Below are 14,995 nucleotides of genomic sequence, written 5' to 3'. Positions count from 1 at the left end.
CGAGCCGGGCACGCGGGGTGAGCCGGGTGCCCGGGGTATGCGGCGTACGGCGCGTACCCCGCGTACGCCGGGATCTGCCGAGGACCGCAGCGGAGGTGGGGCATGGCCGATGAGAGCGGCCTGGAGAGCCGGCTCGCCGACCTCGCCGCGTCGGGGCAGCGGTACGCCGCGCCGCTGGTCGCGGAGCAGGTCCGGACGCGCGGGGACCGGCGTCGGCGGCGTAAGCGGGCGGCTCGGGCCTCGGGCGGCGTGGTGATGGCGGCGGCCCTGGCCGTGGGGGTCCTGTCGGCGACCCGGCTCGGACCGGAGGCGGTACCGTCCGCCGCGAAGCCGACGGCAGCAGCGAGCGTCTCCCTGTTCGTGACCCCGACACCCGCACCCGGGGAGGAATACGCCAGCGAACTCGGTTTCGTTTACCACGCGGTGTCGTTGAAGGAAAACATGGTCCAGGTCACCGTGGCGCAGGTTCGCGCCGGAAATGGTGCCGCCATTCCCACTGGAGTGGTCCACAAAATGACCCTGAAACCGGAAACTCCGGTCGAAGTCGAGCATGTGGCAGGCGGTGAGGCGAGGGACATGCGGGTGGGTGAATTGGTGGACCGGCTGCGCGCGGGTCCACAGTGGGTGTTCGCCCTCGATTACGACAGTGAGGGCCGGGTTCAGTCGCTGCGGGAAGCCCACTGGCTGACCACTGACTGATCACTGACTGACCGTCAAGTGAGCGCCTGACCTGGCAGAAGATGCTTCAACACAGAGCATCGACGACAACCCTCCAGCACGCTCGCGCGGAACTGGCGGAACTAGCGGAACTGGTTGTCGAGATCCCGTCAGTCTTCCCGACTGTCGGGATCTTCCTCGTTTCGGGGGCAGCGCGCTCGTGAAACTCGAAGAGAAAAATAATCTGATCCGGGTGCAACCCGGGGGGCGGTGTGGGGCGTAGAGAGTGTGTAACCCAAACACGCTGATCAATAGGAGCAGTTGACAATGAACGCTTCCCGCCGTCACTCCGCCAAGGGCTGGCTCGCCGCTATCGCTCTCAGCACGCTCGCTCTGACCGGTTGCGGCCAGAATTCCGCAGACCACACTGCCCCCTCCACGGCCGCCAAGCCGGTTGCCTCCACCACGGCCGACGACACGACGGACGCAACGGACGGCGCCCGGTCCGAGGACGGCGACAAGGCCGCTCCTCCCGCCACGAGCGGCAAGCAGCAGACCGCATCTCCCTCGCAGGCCGACAGGACGGGCTTCCGGACGGACGCCGACAGGGAGTCCGCCAAGGCCGCCTCCCCGTCTTCCGCTCCGAGGCCCCCGGCAGATTCCAAGGACACCCCGGCAGGCTCCAAGGACACCTCGGAGACGGCCGCCAAGGCCCCCTTCGCCGGCACCGAGCAGTTCGTGAACATCAGCAGGGCCTGGAGCAGCGACGGGCGCACCTACCTGTCCGTGCGGCCCGCCCAGAAGAAGATCAACACCCGGTTCGACACCTGGGAGATCACCCCGGGCACGGGTTCCTTCACGACGGTGCCCATGGCCGAGAACGGCCGGGTACTGCTGGCGATCCCGGTCCGCGACCAGGTGGCCGGCACCAGCCGCGCCGAGCTGCTCGGGTACTCCCCCGCCGAGCTGGTCACCCTGATCAACCGGCTCGACCCCGCACTCTCCGACGGCGTCGGGTACGACCTGGTATTCGACGGCGCGGGCCAGGTGACCGGCCTGACGTCGCTGTACCGGCCCTGACCTGCCTCGGACCTCCGCAAGGGGGGTCGGTGTCCCGGAGGCGTACGCGATGGAACCGCACGGAGCCCGCACCGCCCGTGCCCCCCCCCGCCTCCGGGGCCGGCCGGGCTCCGGCGGTCCCGCGCCTCACGTGCGGGCCACGTGTCCCGCCGGGTCGTGAGCCGGTGCGACCCGGTACGACCCAGTACACCGCCGACCGGGTCGTTCCCGACCGCGACCCGGTGAAGCGCGACATCAACTACTAAAGAAACAAGAGAAATAACCCCACCCAACCCCACCCCCGGCAGCCACCTGACGCACCCCGGGGGCGCTCGCGTGCGCCGTCACCCACATGGGTGAGGTTTGCCAACTCAGCTCGCTTTTGGCCCGGTTGCCCGGCATATGCTCACGCCAGACCACACCGGACATACGTCGGCCCCCGACCGGGACTGCAATCCCAACCGAGGGCCTGACCACCAAGGAAGAGACAGCTTCCCGATGGATACCCAGCAGAATACTGCGCTCACCCGCGCCCTCGCAGAGATTCCCGGGCCCCTCCCGGCCCGAGGCGTGATCCACATCGAGATCCCGCACACCACCCGCTTCACCGTCGTCGGCAACCACCTCGCCCAGCACCCCGACCTCAGCTGCACCGCCGTCGGCATCGCCGTACGCATCCAGTCCCTGCCCACAGGAACCGGGATCGGCATCAAAGCCCTCGCCGCCCGCTGCCGGGAAGGCGAGAAGCGCATCGCCACCGCCCTGCGCGAACTGGAAGCCTTCGGCTACCTGCAACGCATCCGCGACCGGCTGCCCAACGGCCGGATCACCACCCGCACGGTCTTCTGCAACCAGCCCACCGCCCTGCTGCACCCCCGCCGCACGGCGGCCACCCAACAACCCCCAACACCCAACCAGGCCCAGGCACAAGGCCAGGCACAGACTCAGGCACAAGCCCAGGCACAGGCGCCCGAGCCGCCCGCACCGGACCCGACGCCCGAGCCGCCCGGACCGCCGAGGCCGCCCGCACCGGAAACGCCCGCACCCCTGCCCGCACCGCCCCCGCTGCCACCAGCCCCACCCCCCGTACCGCTACCGCTCGTACCGCCCCCGACCGCACCCAAACCCCCGCCCCGACCGCTCCCCCAACCCAGCCAACCCACCCCGGAACTCAACCGCGCAGCCACCGCACTCCTCAGCGACCTACGCCGCCACACACCACAATTCACCCTCTCCGAAAACGACATCCACCAACTCACCCCCGCAGTCGCCGCCTGGCTCGAACGCGCCGCCCACCCCGACACCATCCGCCACACCCTCACCACCGACCCACCCCACCCCCTCAGACACCCCGCCAAACTCCTCAAACACCGACTCACCGCACTCCTGCCCCCACCACTCCCCAACACCGACGACCTCACCGCCCCCACCCGCCCCCGCATCACCGTCACTCCCTTCCAAACCTGCGACGACTGCGACCGCGCCTTCCGCTCCCCCACTCCCGGCCACTGCCGCACCTGCCGCGAAACCCGCACCCACCCCCAACACCCAACCGACAACATCCGCACCGCAGCATGAAGCGTCGACACCAGCCCCGGCCCGCACACCTGGCGGCCCTCTACGAAGGTGCGGTCCCTGCCTGCCGCTGCTGCTGCCGCACCCGCCGCCTCATGACCGCGCCGGGGCTAGGCGGCCGGTCACTTCTTCGCGGCGTCCCACCTGACTGCGCTGAAGCTGCGCACCAGAGCGACCAGGGCCGCCCCGAGCCGCCAGTCCAGTTCCGGTGCGTGCAGATGCAGCTTGTCGCCGCCGGACCTGAACTCCAGCGGCATCCGGCCGCCCGCGCGCCACCTGATGCGCCGGGGGGCCCGCGCGACACCGCCCTCGTTGCCGGCGACACCGTCGAAGACGGAGAGCACCAGGACCACCACCATCAGGGGCAGGCAGAGCCACCACACCCACCACCACACGATCCGGCCCTTGAAGCCCACCGCTGCCGGGCCGCCGGGCCGCGTCACGGTCCAGCGGGTGCGCAGCCCCCTGCCCCGGAGCGCCTTCTCACGCACGACCGTGCCGATGTGCTCGCCGTGCGCGCCGAGCACATCGAAGGTCGCGACACCGCCGGTGGCCGACCGGGTCACCACGGTGGCCACCCGCTCCCGGCGATGCTCGTCGGCCCACAGGACGAAGGCGCGGGCGCCGCTCCTGCGGGCCGCGAGGTAGGCGGGTATGCCGCCCCCCGGCGGCAGTTCGCGCTCGACGTACGCGAGCACGCGGGCCGGTCCCGATCCGTCGGAGCAGGCGACCGAGTTCTCGATCGCCGTCGAGGCGTCGTCCTTGCCCCTTCGCCGGACGCCGTTCATCGTCAGTACGTTGCTCACCCGACGTGCTCCTCAAGGGGCTGGGAAGACGGTGTGTCCGGCATCCGGCTCCCTACTTCAGGAGCCGACAGGACTTCGGGAATGGATGGGGCTTCGAGTCGATAGGGCTTCGGGGAGCTTTCGGGAAGCCCATGGGGAAATGAGGGAGGGGCGGCAGGCCCGCCGGCCCGCCGCCCCTCCCCCCGTACACGCAGTGACACGCGAAGCGACTGCTCCTGCGACTACGACTGCTACTGGATGACCGTGATCCGGTCCGTCGCCGGCGGGGCCAGCGGGGCGGCGGCCGTCGAGTGGGCCGCCAGGTAGGCGTTGAACAGGTCCAGGTCGGACGCGCCGACCAGCTTGTTCGTGCCCTCGCCGAAGACCGCGAAGCCGTCGCCGCCGCCCGCGAGGAACTCGTTCATCGCGACACGGTAGGTGCGCGACGGGTCGATCGCCTCGCCGTTCAGCTCGATGGTGTCGGCGACCACGCGGTCCGCGCCGCTCTTCGTCAGGTCGAGGGTGTAGGTGAAGCCCTGGGAGACCTGGAGGATCTTCGGGCTGTCCTCGTTGCGGCCGCTGACCTGCTGCTGGAGGGCGGTGACCAGCTGGGCGCCGGTCAGGTCGACGACGTTCATCATGTTGGTGAACGGCTGCACGGTGAACGCCTCGCCGTAGGTGACGACCCCGTCGCCCTCACTGCCGGACGCCTTGTGGACCAGGTCCGCGCGGATGCCGCCCGGGTTCATGAACGCGACTTCGGCGCCGCCCTTGTCGGCAGGGGCGAGGCCTTCGAGCTGGGCGTCGGCGATGACGTTGCCGAGCGGCTTCTCGGGGGCCGTGGAGCCGCGGCCGTTGATGTCGGTGCTGATCCAGCCCTGCGGCCTGCTCGCGACCGGAGCGGCCAGCCTGTTCCAGCGGTCGATCAGGCGCGTCATGTCGGTGGCCTTGGGCTGGTCCCGGGTCACGACGTGGTTCGCGGACTTCACCGACGTACGGACGATGTCCTTGGTGCGGCGGTCGTAGGTGAGCGTGGTGTCCGTGTACAGCTTGCCGAACGACGAGGCCGAGGTGACCATGCGCGGCTTGCCCGACGGGTCCGGGACGGTGCACACGTACGCCTGGTGGGTGTGGCCCGTGACCAGGGCGTCCACCTTCGGCGTGATGCCCTTGGCTATGTCGACGATCGGGCCGGAGATGCCGTCGCCCGCGCCGGGGCTGTCGCAGTCGTAGTTGTACGAGGTGGAGGCCGGGGCCCCGCCCTCATGGATCAGCGCGACGATGGACTTGACGCCCTTGCGGTCCAGTTCCCTGGCGTACTTGTTGATCGTCTCGACCTCGTCGTGGAACGTGAGGCCCTTGACGCCGTTCGCGGTGACGATGTCCGCGGTGCCCTCCAGGGTCACCCCGATGAAACCGATCTTGACGCCCTTCTTCTTCCAGACCGTGTACGGCTTCAGCAGCGGCTTGCCGGTCCTGTCCTCGGTCACGTTGGCCGCGAGGTAGGGGAAGTCCGCTCCCTCGAACTTCCTGCCCTCCTCGTAGCAGCCGTCGACCGGGTGGCAGCCACCGTTCTGGAGGCGGGCCAGCTCGGTCGCGCCCTCGTCGAACTCGTGGTTGCCGACCGCCGTGACGTCGAGGTCGAGCTTGTTGAGCGCCTCGATCGTCGGCTCGTCGTGGAAGAGACCCGACAGCAGCGGGCTCGCGCCGACCATGTCGCCGCCGGCCGCCGTGACGGAGTACCGGTTGCCCTTGCGCGCGTTGCGCAGCGAGGTCGCCAGGTACTCGACGCCACCGGCCGGGATCGCCTCGACCGTGCCGTCCGCGTGCGTCTTCTTGACCGTGCCGGCGGAACCGGACGGGGGCTCCAGGTTGCCGTGCAGATCGTTGAACGACAGCAACTGCACGTCGACCGTACGGGACTTGTTGCCGTACCCGTGGCCGTGGCCGTTCCCGTGTCCATGCCCGTGGCCGTTGCCCCGGTCATGGGCGCCGGCCGGCATCGCGGCGATGAGCGCGCCCACGGTGGCCAGACCGGCCGCGGCGGCGATCACCCGCCGTGTCGCACGGTTCTTCTGCGGAGTCGCTGACATCGGTCCCCTTGTGTTCAGTGGTGCCAGTCATGTCGCTGGTGTCACGTCTGGAATCCTGCGTGCCGCAGCCTAGAGTCAACGCGCGTAGCGCAACAGGTGTTCGGGGTTACGGACTGGTTGCCATCCGGCCAAATGGCTCGCCGGAAACGTCCCACAAGCGCTCGTGTCACGCGGATGGCTCACATATCCGGGCAGAAGCGTCACGGCTTGCATCGGCGCGGGAAGCCCGTGCCCGTACGCGACGGAACTGCGGCGGGAGTTCGCGCAGCAGGGATGCAGCCGGACCGACCCGCGCCGCCACACCGGCCTGCGCTGCCGGACCGGCCTGCGCTGCCTGCCCAACCCGCGCTGCCCGACTACCTGCACCACCCGCACCCCCTCGCCCCTCACTCCTCGCCCCGCCCCCCACCCCTCACCCCTGCCCGGTCCCGGCACACCACAGCGCCGCCGCGCCACCACGCCACCGCCGGGCGCACCCCTCGCCGTACGCTCGGAGGCATGACGACTGACGCACCCCTCCCCGCTCCCGGACGTGAGGTCCAGACCCTCGACGCACTCGACTCCGGCCAGGCCGACGGCGTCCTCGCCCTGCTCGCCGACGCCGCCCGGTCCGACGGCCGGCAGGCGGTCTCCGAGCAGGGCAGACTCCGGATCCGGGGCGGACACCGCGACGGCGTACGGCATTTCCTCCTCACCGTCGACGGCACGCTCGCCGGATACGCGCAGCTGGAGGACACCGACCCGGTCGAGGCCCCGGCCGCCGAGCTGGTCGTCCACCCCGACCGGCGCGGCGGCGGGCACGGCCGGGCGCTCGGCGCGGCCCTCCTCGCCGCGACCGGCAAGCGGCTGCGGGTCTGGGCGCACGGCGGCAGCTCCGCGGCCCGCCACCTGGCCCAGGTCCTCGGCCTCTCCCTCTTCCGCGAACTGCGCCAGCTCCGGCGGAGCCTGATCCCGCTCGACCTCGCGGAGCCGGTGCTGCCCGGGGGCGTCACCGTACGGACCTTCGAGCCGGGCCGCGACGACGCCGCCTGGCTCTCCGTCAACCGCGCCGCTTTCGCTCACCACCCCGAGCAGGGGTCACTGACCCAGCAGGACCTGGACGACCGCAAGGCGGAGCCCTGGTTCGACCCGAAGGGCTTCTTCCTGGCCGAGCGGGACGGGAAGATCGTCGGCTTCCACTGGACGAAGGTGCACGCCGAGGAGCAGCTCGGTGAGGTGTACGTGGTCGGCGTCCTGCCCGAGGCCCAGGGCGGCGGCCTCGGCAAGGCGCTGACCTCGATCGGCCTGCGTCACCTGGCCGCCCAGGCACTGCCCACCGCGATGCTCTACGTGGACGCGGACAACACGGCGGCCGTGACGGTGTACGAGCGGATGGGCTTCACCACCCATGAGGTGGATCTGATGTACCGCACGGAGTCCTGAGCCCTCCGTCAGACCTGCGTGGGGCGGCGTCACTTGACGCCGCCCCTTCTTTGCACCACCCTTTCACTACTCAATTAGTGAAAGGGTGGTGTCCATGAGCGCATCCGCAGCGGTCGAGTTCCGCATCGACCGGCGCAGCGGCGTCGCCACCTACCTCCAGATCGTCCAGCAGACGAAGCAGGCCCTGCGCCTGGGCGTACTCGAACCGGGCGACCGGCTGCCGACCGCCCGCGAGGTCGTCGAGGCCACCGCGATCAACCCGAACACCGTCCTCAAGGCGTACCGGGAGCTGGAGCGCGAAGGCCTCGTCGAGGCCCGCCGAGGGCTCGGCACCTTCGTCCGCAGGACGCTGGGCGGCGCGGCCGACGCGACCGCCGCCGACGCGCCGCTGCGCACCGAACTGGCCGACTGGGCCCGTCGGGCACGGGCGGCCGGGCTGGAGAAGGACGACGCCGCCGCGCTCTTCACCGCCGTACTGGACAGCACGTACAAGGGGGACCAGGAACGATGACCGGCGCCGCGATCGAGGCACACGGCCTCGGAATGACCTACGGGCGCGGGGGCGGCGGCCACCGCGCCCTGCACGACTGCTCGTTCCGGCTGCCCGCCGGCCGCGTCTGCGCCCTCGTCGGGCCCAACGGCGCGGGCAAGTCGACCCTGCTGAACCTGGCGGCCGGACTGGCCGGGCCCAGCACCGGAACCCTCGCCGTCCTCGGCTCAGGCGAACCCGCCGGCGTACGCGACCGCATCGCGTTCGTCCCCCAGGACAAGCCCCTGTACCCGCAGCTCACCGTCGCCGACACGCTGTGGGCCGGAGCCGAGCTGAACCCCGGGCGCTGGGATCCCGCCACCGCCGGCCGGATCGCCGGACCGCTGCCGCGCAAGGCCCGCGTCCGCACCCTCTCCGGCGGGCAGCGCACCCGGCTCGCGCTGGCCGTCGCGCTCGGCAAGCGGCCCGAACTGATGCTGCTGGACGAGCCGATGGCCGATCTCGACCCCCTCGCCCGGCACGAGCTGATGGGCGTCCTGATGGCGGAGAACGCCGAGCACGGCACCACCATCGTGATGTCCTCGCACATCCTCACCGAGCTGGAGGGCGCCTGCGACTTCCTGCTGTTCGTGGACGGCGGGCGCGTCCGGCTCGGCGGCGAGAGCGACGACATCGTCGGCGCACACGCCCTGCTCACCGGCCGGGCCCGCGACCTGGCCCCGCACACCGTCGTCGAATCCCGCACGACGGGACGTCAGCTCACCGCGCTCGTACGGAAGGAGGGCCCCGTGGACACCGCCGCCTGGGCCGTCACACAACCGTCCCTGGAGGAGCTGCTGCTCGCCCACCTCCGCTCCCCGGACGCCCCGCCGCTGCTCACGCCGAGCGCGAGTGCCGTCCCCGGCGGGGCCCGTGAGGCGGTGGCGTCCGCATGAGCACCTTGACGCCTCCGAAGGCCGCCGCCGTCCCCGACGCCCCTGCCACCGCCGCCCCCGGCAGCCTGCGCGGGCCGGTCCGGGTGCTGCTGCGCCTGCACCGGCGGAGCCTGTGGGGCGCGGGGGCGTTCCTCGCCGCCGCGGTCGTCGTCCTGGTCGCCGCGGCTCTGCGGGCCGACTACCTCGTGGCGGACTTCGCGAACAGTGGCTGCACGAGGGACGGTTCCGTACGCTCCTGCTTCCAGCCGGCCCGCAATTACGCCGACAGCATGCTGGAACTCAGCCGGATACCCGACTACGCGAGCCTGGTACTGATCGTCCTGCCCGCCGTCGTCGGAGCCTTCGTGGCGGGCCCGCTGATCGCCCGTGAGTGGGAGAACGGCACCTTCCGGCTGTCCTGGACCCAGTCCGTGTCGCCCGTCCAGTGGCTGACCGCCCGCCTCGCCACGCCGGCCGTGCTGGTCGCCTCGGGGACCCTTGTGCTGACCGCCGTCCTCGCGTGGGCCCGGCCCCGGGCCGGAGCGGAGTACCCGGCCGCGTGGTACGAGTGGTTCAGCTTCACGGCGTCCGGCACGGTCCCGGTCGCCAACGTCCTGCTCGCCCTGGCCCTCGGCACTCTCATCGGCCTCCGGCTGCGGCGCACCGTTCCCGCGATGGCGCTGACCGTGCTCACGTACGGGGCGGTGGCGGTCGCGCTGTACAGCGTCCGCGACAGCCTCTGGGCCACCCGGAGCGAGGTATCCGGCGTGTTCTCACACCGGGAGTCCCTCCACAACGGCTGGACGATCGGCATCGGCTACCTCACGGACGCGGGCGAACGCCTCCCCGCCGAGACCTGCCTGGCCTCCGACCGCACCCGGAACTGCCTGGCCGAGCTGGGGGCCCACCGGCAGTTCGCCGAATACCACCCCGCCTCCCACTACTGGCCCCTCCAGCTCGTCGAGACCGGCATCCTGCTGGCCCTCGCCGCCCTCGCCGTGTTCCTCGCCTTCCGGACCCTGCGCCGCCTCCACGGCTGACCGCACACGTCCGGCGGAAGCCGGCGTCCGGGCCCCGCGGGGGTGGGCCCGGACGCCGGACACGTACAGAGCCACCCGGGACGGCCCCACCGCACCGGACACGTACAGAGCCACCCCGGGAGCGGCCCCAGCACACCGGACACGTACAGAGCCACCCCGGGAGCGGCCCCAGCACACCGGACACGTGCAGGCCCCCCGGAGCGGCCCCACCGCGCCGGACACGTACAGGCCCCCCGGAGCGGCCCCACCGCGCCGGTCACGTACACCCACCCCGGGGACGGCCCCACCGCGCCGGTCACGTACAGTCACCGCGCGCCCGATCCGCAGACACACGGCTTCCTGTATGTCATGTCGCCGTTACCGGCCATTCAGACACCCTTGCGACGCTCACGGGATGCAGCCAGCTGTGCCCGCCCCCCGCCGCAACGGGAGAGCGCGGGGGGACGCGTCCACCGGTTCCCCCGCCGGCTCCCCCGGCCGTGACCCGGGGTTTGCCGGGCCTTCCGCGATCTTTCCCGGCTCCGACGCGCCCGCGGAGCCCTCCACGCGGAACAATGGACCCATGAGCCAGCAGCCCAGCTCCGAGGTCCCGCTCCAGCCCGCAGCCCAGCCGTCCGTCGGCTCGCTCGCCACGCACCGGCCGCGCGCCACCCCCGCGTCCAACGGGGCCGGCTTCTCCACCGCGGCCGATCTGGATCCCGACCTCGACGCCGACGCGGACGCCTACGAGCCCGACCGGGACGGCGACGAGCTGCCCCAGGGCCGCTTCCTGGACCGCGAACGCAGCTGGCTCGCGTTCAACGAACGGGTCCTGGAACTGGCCGAGGACCCGGCCACCCCCATCCTCGAACGGGCTAACTTCCTCGCCATCTTCGCCTCGAACCTGGACGAGTTCTTCATGGTCCGGGTGGCCGGCCTCAAGCGCCGCATCGCCACCGGCGTCGCCACCCGCTCCGCCTCCGGCCTCCAGCCCCGCGAGGTCCTGGACCTCATCTGGACCCGCTCGCGCGAGCTCATGGCCCGGCACGCCGCCTGCTACCAGCAGGACATCGCCCCGGACCTGTCCGACGAGGGCATCCAGCTGATCCGCTGGCCGGACCTGACCGAGAAGGAGCAGGCCCGCCTGTTCACCTTCTTCCGGCAGCGCGTCTTCCCCGTCCTGACCCCGCTGGCCGTCGACCCGGCGCACCCCTTCCCGTACATCTCCGGGCTCTCGCTCAACCTCGCCGTCGTCGTCCGCAACCCGGTCAGCGGCCACCGCCACTTCGCCCGGGTCAAGGTCCCGCCGCTGCTGACCCGCTTCCTGGAGGCCTCGCCCCAGCGGTACGTGCCCATAGAGGACGTCATCGCGGCCCACCTGGAGGAGCTGTTCCCGGGCATGGAGGTGCTGGCGCACCACATGTTCCGGGTCACCAGGAACGAGGACCTGGAGGTCGAGGAGGACGACACGGAGAACCTCCTCCAGGCCCTGGAGAAGGAGCTGATGCGCCGCCGGTTCGGTCCGCCGGTCCGCCTGGAGGTCGAGGAGTCCATCGACCCGTACGTCCTCGATCTGCTGGTGCGCGAGCTGAAGATGTCCGACGCGGAGGTCTACCCGCTGCCCGGACCGCTCGACCTGACCGGGCTGTTCGCCATCGCCTCGCTGGACCGGCCGGAGCTGAAGTTCCCCAAGTTCATCGCGGGCACCCACCGGGACCTGGCCGAGGTGGAGTCCGCCTCCGCGCCCGACATCTTCGCCGCCCTGCGCGAACGCGACGTCCTGCTCCACCACCCGTACGACTCGTTCTCCACCTCCGTCCAGGCGTTCCTGGAACAGGCGGCGGGCGACCCGGACGTGCTGGCCATCAAGCAGACCCTGTACCGCACCTCCGGCGACTCCCCGATAGTGGACGCCCTCATCGACGCCGCCGAGTCCGGCAAGCAGGTCCTCGTCCTCGTCGAGATCAAGGCCCGCTTCGACGAGCAGGCCAACATCAAGTGGGCCCGCAAGCTGGAGGAGTCCGGCTGCCATGTCGTGTACGGACTCGTCGGGCTGAAGACCCACTGCAAGCTCTCGCTGGTCGTCCGCCAGGAGGGCGACACACTGCGCCGCTACTCCCACGTCGGCACCGGCAACTACCACCCCAAGACGGCACGGCTGTACGAGGACCTCGGCCTGCTCACGGCGGACCCGCAGGTCGGGGCGGACCTCTCCGACCTGTTCAACCGGCTCTCCGGCTACTCCCGCCGCGAGACCTACCGCCGCCTCCTGGTCGCCCCGAAGTCCCTGCGCGACGGGCTGATCGCCCGGATCAACAAGGAGATCGCCCACCACCGCGCGGGCCGCCCCGCCTACGTACGGTTCAAGGTCAACTCGATGGTCGACGAAGCGATCATCGACGCCTGTTACCGGGCGGCGCAGGCGGGCGTGCCCGTCGACATCTGGGTACGCGGGATCTGCGCGATACGCCCCGGAGTCGCCGGGCTCTCCGAGAACATCCGGGTCCGTTCCGTGCTCGGCCGCTTCCTCGAACACTCCCGGGTCTTCTCCTTCGGCAACGGCGGCGAGCCCGAGGTGTGGTTCGGCAGCGCCGACATGATGCACCGCAACCTCGACCGCCGGATCGAAGCCCTTGTCCGGGTCACCGACCCCGCCCACCGCGCCGCACTCAGCCGACTCCTGGAGACCGGTATGGCCGACACCACCTCCTCCTGGCACCTGGGCCCCGACGGCAACTGGACCCGGCACGCCACGGACGCGGACGGCCAGCCGCTGCGGCACGTCCAGGAAATGCTCATCGACGCCCGGAGGCGCAGGCGTGCGACGCCCTGACCAGCAGACGACGACCCGGCCGGCCCCGGACGCGGCCCCCGGCACCACTCCGGACACCCCGCCCACCGGGGCCACGGGGGCGGGGACGGAACGCCTCCCCCATCCCACGGGGGCGGGGGCGGGAACGCAGCGCCTTCCCGACAGCACGGGGGCGGGGCGCCACGGGGGCGCCACGGGGGCGGGACGCGTTCCCGACAGCACGGGGGCGCAGCGCCTCCCCGACGCCGCCGGGACGCAGCGCCTCGCCCATCCCACGGGCGCGGCCCGCCTCCGGGACGCCCTCACCGGATCCCACCCCGCCGGATCCCATCCCTCCGGGGACCATCCCGCCGGATCCCATCCCGCCGGGGACCTGAGCACGGAGGCGGTCCTCGCGCCCTACCTCCGGGGGCAGGCCGCGGACTTCCTGCGCAGCCTGCGCCTGCACCACGAGCACAGCGCCCCCGCGGAATCCGGCGGCCACGACGCCGCGGCGGCCGCCCGCGCGCTGCGCCGTGCGGCCCGCCGGATCAGCGGCTCCCTGCACACCTTCCGGGCCGCGCTCGACCCGCTCTGGGCCGATCAGCTCCGCGCCGAACTGGCCTGGCTCTCCGGCGTCCTCGCCCGCGAACACGCCTACGCCAACCGCCTCACCCGGCTCGTGGAGACCCTGCACCAGCTCTCAGGACCGACCCTCCCCGCCGCCCGGGGCGCCAGGGCCGCCGGGGAGAGCGCCGCCTCCGACGCCCAGGGCCGCGCCGCCCTCGGGGTCGGGGCCGCGCGGGCCGGGGCGCTGCTGGAACGCCGCCTCACCCTCGCCCGGACCCGGTCCCACTCCGCGGCCCTCCAGGCGCTCGGCTCCTCCCGCTTCCACGCGGTCGCCGACGCCGTCGCGCTGCTGGCCTCCGACGTCCCGCTGGCCCCCGGCTCGGCGGACCGGACCGCCGAGGCCCTCCTGGAGCCCGCCGAACGCGCCGAGCAACGCCTCCTCGCCGCGGTGGCCGCCCTCCCGCCCGGCGACACCGAGCCGTACAACGAGGCGCAGGACGCGGCGTGGCACCAGGCCCGCCTGCTGCTGCGGCTGCACCGGTACGCCCACGAGGTCGTCCTCGGCGCCGCCGACCCGGCCATCGCCGCGCCGGGGCACGCCCTCGACCTGCACCGGGACGCCGTGGAGGCGGCCGGGGCGGCGGCAGCGGCGGCCCGCACCCCCCGGATCGCGCCGGCCACGGCGTACGCGCTGGGCGTGCTCCACGCGGACCAGCGCCACGAGGTGGAGGCGGCGCGGGCGGTATTCCGGGAGACCTGGCCGTACGCCACCGCCCTGAGCGCCCCATGAGCCGGAAACCCGTGAGCCGAGAGCCTGTGAGCAGGGAACCCGTGAGCCGGGAGCCTGTGCGTCGGGAGCCTGTGCGTCGGGAACCCGTGAGCCGGGAGCCGGCAGGCCGGGAGCCCGTGAATCCAGAGCCCTCAAGCCGGCGGCCCGCGCCTCGCGAGTCCCGGAGACAGCACGTGAGGGCCGGCACCGTCCTGGCCGCGGGCTGCGTGCTCTGGCGCCGCACCCCGGACGGGACCGGGGTGGAGGTCTGCCTGGTCCACCGGCCCCGCTACGACGACTGGTCCTTCCCCAAGGGCAAGCTGAAGCGCGGCGAGGACCCGCGGGCCGCCGCCGTACGGGAAGTACTGGAGGAAACCGGCCACCACTGCGCCCCGGGGGACCGGCTGCCGACCGCCCGCTACCCGGTGGACGGCCGGCCCAAGGAGGTCGCCTACTGGGCGGCCGAGGCGACGGGCGGCTCCTTCACCGCCAACGACGAGGTGGACCGCATCCTGTGGCTCACCCCCGACGCCGCCCGCGTCCGGCTCACCCAGCCCCGCGACCTCCAGCAGCTGACCGCCCTGCTGGACACCCTCGCCGCGCCCTGATCCAGGCCTGGTCCGGGCCCTGGTCACGTCCTGGTCCACGCCTGGTCCAAGCCCTGATCACGTCCTGATCCAGGCCCTGATCCACGCCTGGTCCACGTCCTGATCAGCGGACCGGTCCGCGCCCCGGTCCGCCCCCTGATCCATATCCCGATCCACATCCTGATCAGCGCCCGGATCTCCGCGTCCTGACCGCCGCCCCGGGCCGGATCGCACCCGCCTGCCCGACACGGTTCACCTTCCGTT

The 14,995-nt window shown here is 72.2% G+C and carries 12 protein-coding genes; 10 read left to right on the top strand and 2 right to left on the bottom strand.

Going from position 1 to position 14,995, the window contains the following annotated elements; all coding sequences use genetic code 11:
* The first annotated feature begins 102 nt into the window (after positions 1 to 102).
* The 3 genes from ACGF2Y_RS28790 (at position 103) to ACGF2Y_RS28780 (ending at position 3,294) form a co-directional block, all read left to right on the top strand.
* A complete protein-coding gene (locus ACGF2Y_RS28790) occupies positions 103 to 699 on the top strand; it encodes a hypothetical protein (protein WP_392953287.1) in 597 nt (198 codons plus the stop codon).
* A gap of 285 nt (positions 700 to 984) precedes the next feature.
* On the top strand, positions 985 to 1,737 hold the full coding sequence (locus ACGF2Y_RS28785; protein WP_392953284.1) for a hypothetical protein: 753 nt from the start codon (positions 985 to 987) through the stop codon (positions 1,735 to 1,737).
* Between the two features lie 477 nt (positions 1,738 to 2,214).
* Entirely contained in the window at positions 2,215 to 3,294 is a 1,080-nt protein-coding gene (locus tag ACGF2Y_RS28780) for a hypothetical protein (RefSeq protein WP_392953281.1), read from the top strand.
* 119 nt (positions 3,295 to 3,413) lie between these two features.
* Here the strand turns inward: ACGF2Y_RS28780 and ACGF2Y_RS28775 are convergent, their stop codons facing one another.
* Both ACGF2Y_RS28775 and ACGF2Y_RS28770 read right to left on the bottom strand, forming a co-directional pair.
* The gene (locus ACGF2Y_RS28775) at positions 3,414 to 4,097 is read right to left on the bottom strand and encodes a hypothetical protein (protein WP_392953280.1); all 684 of its coding nucleotides are present in this window, start codon (positions 4,095 to 4,097) and stop codon (positions 3,414 to 3,416) included.
* 230 nt (positions 4,098 to 4,327) lie between these two features.
* Positions 4,328 to 6,169, bottom strand: a complete 1,842-nt coding sequence (locus ACGF2Y_RS28770) for a bifunctional metallophosphatase/5'-nucleotidase (protein WP_392953277.1) — start codon at positions 6,167 to 6,169, stop codon at positions 4,328 to 4,330.
* A gap of 498 nt (positions 6,170 to 6,667) precedes the next feature.
* On the opposite strand from ACGF2Y_RS28770, the gene mshD reads away from it, so the two are divergent.
* The 7 genes from mshD (at position 6,668) to ACGF2Y_RS28735 (ending at position 14,752) form a co-directional block, all read left to right on the top strand.
* On the top strand, positions 6,668 to 7,591 hold the full coding sequence (gene mshD, locus ACGF2Y_RS28765) for a mycothiol synthase (RefSeq protein ID WP_392953275.1): 924 nt from the start codon (positions 6,668 to 6,670) through the stop codon (positions 7,589 to 7,591).
* A 94-nt stretch (positions 7,592 to 7,685) separates the two neighbouring features.
* Positions 7,686 to 8,102: a GntR family transcriptional regulator gene (locus ACGF2Y_RS28760; protein WP_392953273.1), complete on the top strand. Its 417-nt coding sequence runs from the start codon at positions 7,686 to 7,688 to the stop codon at positions 8,100 to 8,102.
* Positions 8,099 to 9,016, top strand: a complete 918-nt coding sequence (locus tag ACGF2Y_RS28755) for an ABC transporter ATP-binding protein (RefSeq protein WP_392953271.1) — start codon at positions 8,099 to 8,101, stop codon at positions 9,014 to 9,016. Before ACGF2Y_RS28760 ends, ACGF2Y_RS28755 begins: the two co-directional genes overlap by 4 nt.
* Complete coding sequence (locus tag ACGF2Y_RS28750) at positions 9,013 to 10,035, top strand: hypothetical protein (RefSeq protein ID WP_392953268.1); 1,023 nt, start codon at positions 9,013 to 9,015, stop codon at positions 10,033 to 10,035. The genes ACGF2Y_RS28755 and ACGF2Y_RS28750 overlap by 4 nt, the downstream gene beginning before the upstream one ends.
* A 562-nt stretch (positions 10,036 to 10,597) precedes the next feature.
* Entirely contained in the window at positions 10,598 to 12,847 is a 2,250-nt protein-coding gene (locus ACGF2Y_RS28745) for an RNA degradosome polyphosphate kinase (RefSeq protein ID WP_392953265.1), read from the top strand.
* Positions 12,834 to 14,165, top strand: a complete 1,332-nt coding sequence (locus ACGF2Y_RS28740; RefSeq protein ID WP_392953262.1) for a CHAD domain-containing protein — start codon at positions 12,834 to 12,836, stop codon at positions 14,163 to 14,165. Before ACGF2Y_RS28745 ends, ACGF2Y_RS28740 begins: the two co-directional genes overlap by 14 nt.
* A gap of 173 nt (positions 14,166 to 14,338) precedes the next feature.
* Positions 14,339 to 14,752 carry an NUDIX hydrolase gene (locus tag ACGF2Y_RS28735; protein ID WP_392953260.1) on the top strand — a complete coding sequence of 138 codons (414 nt, stop codon included), beginning with the start codon at positions 14,339 to 14,341 and terminating at the stop codon, positions 14,750 to 14,752.
* Positions 14,753 to 14,995: the final 243 nt, after the last annotated feature.

It is taken from the genome of Streptomyces sp. NPDC048142, from assembly GCF_043202835.1.
Lineage (GTDB): Bacteria > Actinomycetota > Actinomycetes > Streptomycetales > Streptomycetaceae > Streptomyces.
The sequence above is the reverse complement of the archived record's forward strand: the minus strand, read 5'-3'. Positions and strand labels throughout refer to the sequence as shown.

Excerpts from the sequence above, each read along its gene's own strand:
- ACGF2Y_RS28790 (WP_392953287.1), top strand. The coding sequence starts at position 103 with ATGGCCGATGAGAGCGGCCTGGAGAGCCGGCTCGCCGACCTCGCCGCG.
- ACGF2Y_RS28785 (WP_392953284.1), top strand. The coding sequence starts at position 985 with ATGAACGCTTCCCGCCGTCACTCCGCCAAGGGCTGGCTCGCCGCTATC.
- ACGF2Y_RS28780 (WP_392953281.1), top strand. The coding sequence starts at position 2,215 with ATGGATACCCAGCAGAATACTGCGCTCACCCGCGCCCTCGCAGAGATT.
- ACGF2Y_RS28770 (WP_392953277.1), bottom strand. The coding sequence starts at position 6,169 with ATGTCAGCGACTCCGCAGAAGAACCGTGCGACACGGCGGGTGATCGCC.
- mshD (WP_392953275.1), top strand. The coding sequence starts at position 6,668 with ATGACGACTGACGCACCCCTCCCCGCTCCCGGACGTGAGGTCCAGACC.
- ACGF2Y_RS28760 (WP_392953273.1), top strand. The coding sequence starts at position 7,686 with ATGAGCGCATCCGCAGCGGTCGAGTTCCGCATCGACCGGCGCAGCGGC.
- ACGF2Y_RS28755 (WP_392953271.1), top strand. The coding sequence starts at position 8,099 with ATGACCGGCGCCGCGATCGAGGCACACGGCCTCGGAATGACCTACGGG.
- ACGF2Y_RS28750 (WP_392953268.1), top strand. The coding sequence starts at position 9,013 with ATGAGCACCTTGACGCCTCCGAAGGCCGCCGCCGTCCCCGACGCCCCT.
- ACGF2Y_RS28745 (WP_392953265.1), top strand. The coding sequence starts at position 10,598 with ATGAGCCAGCAGCCCAGCTCCGAGGTCCCGCTCCAGCCCGCAGCCCAG.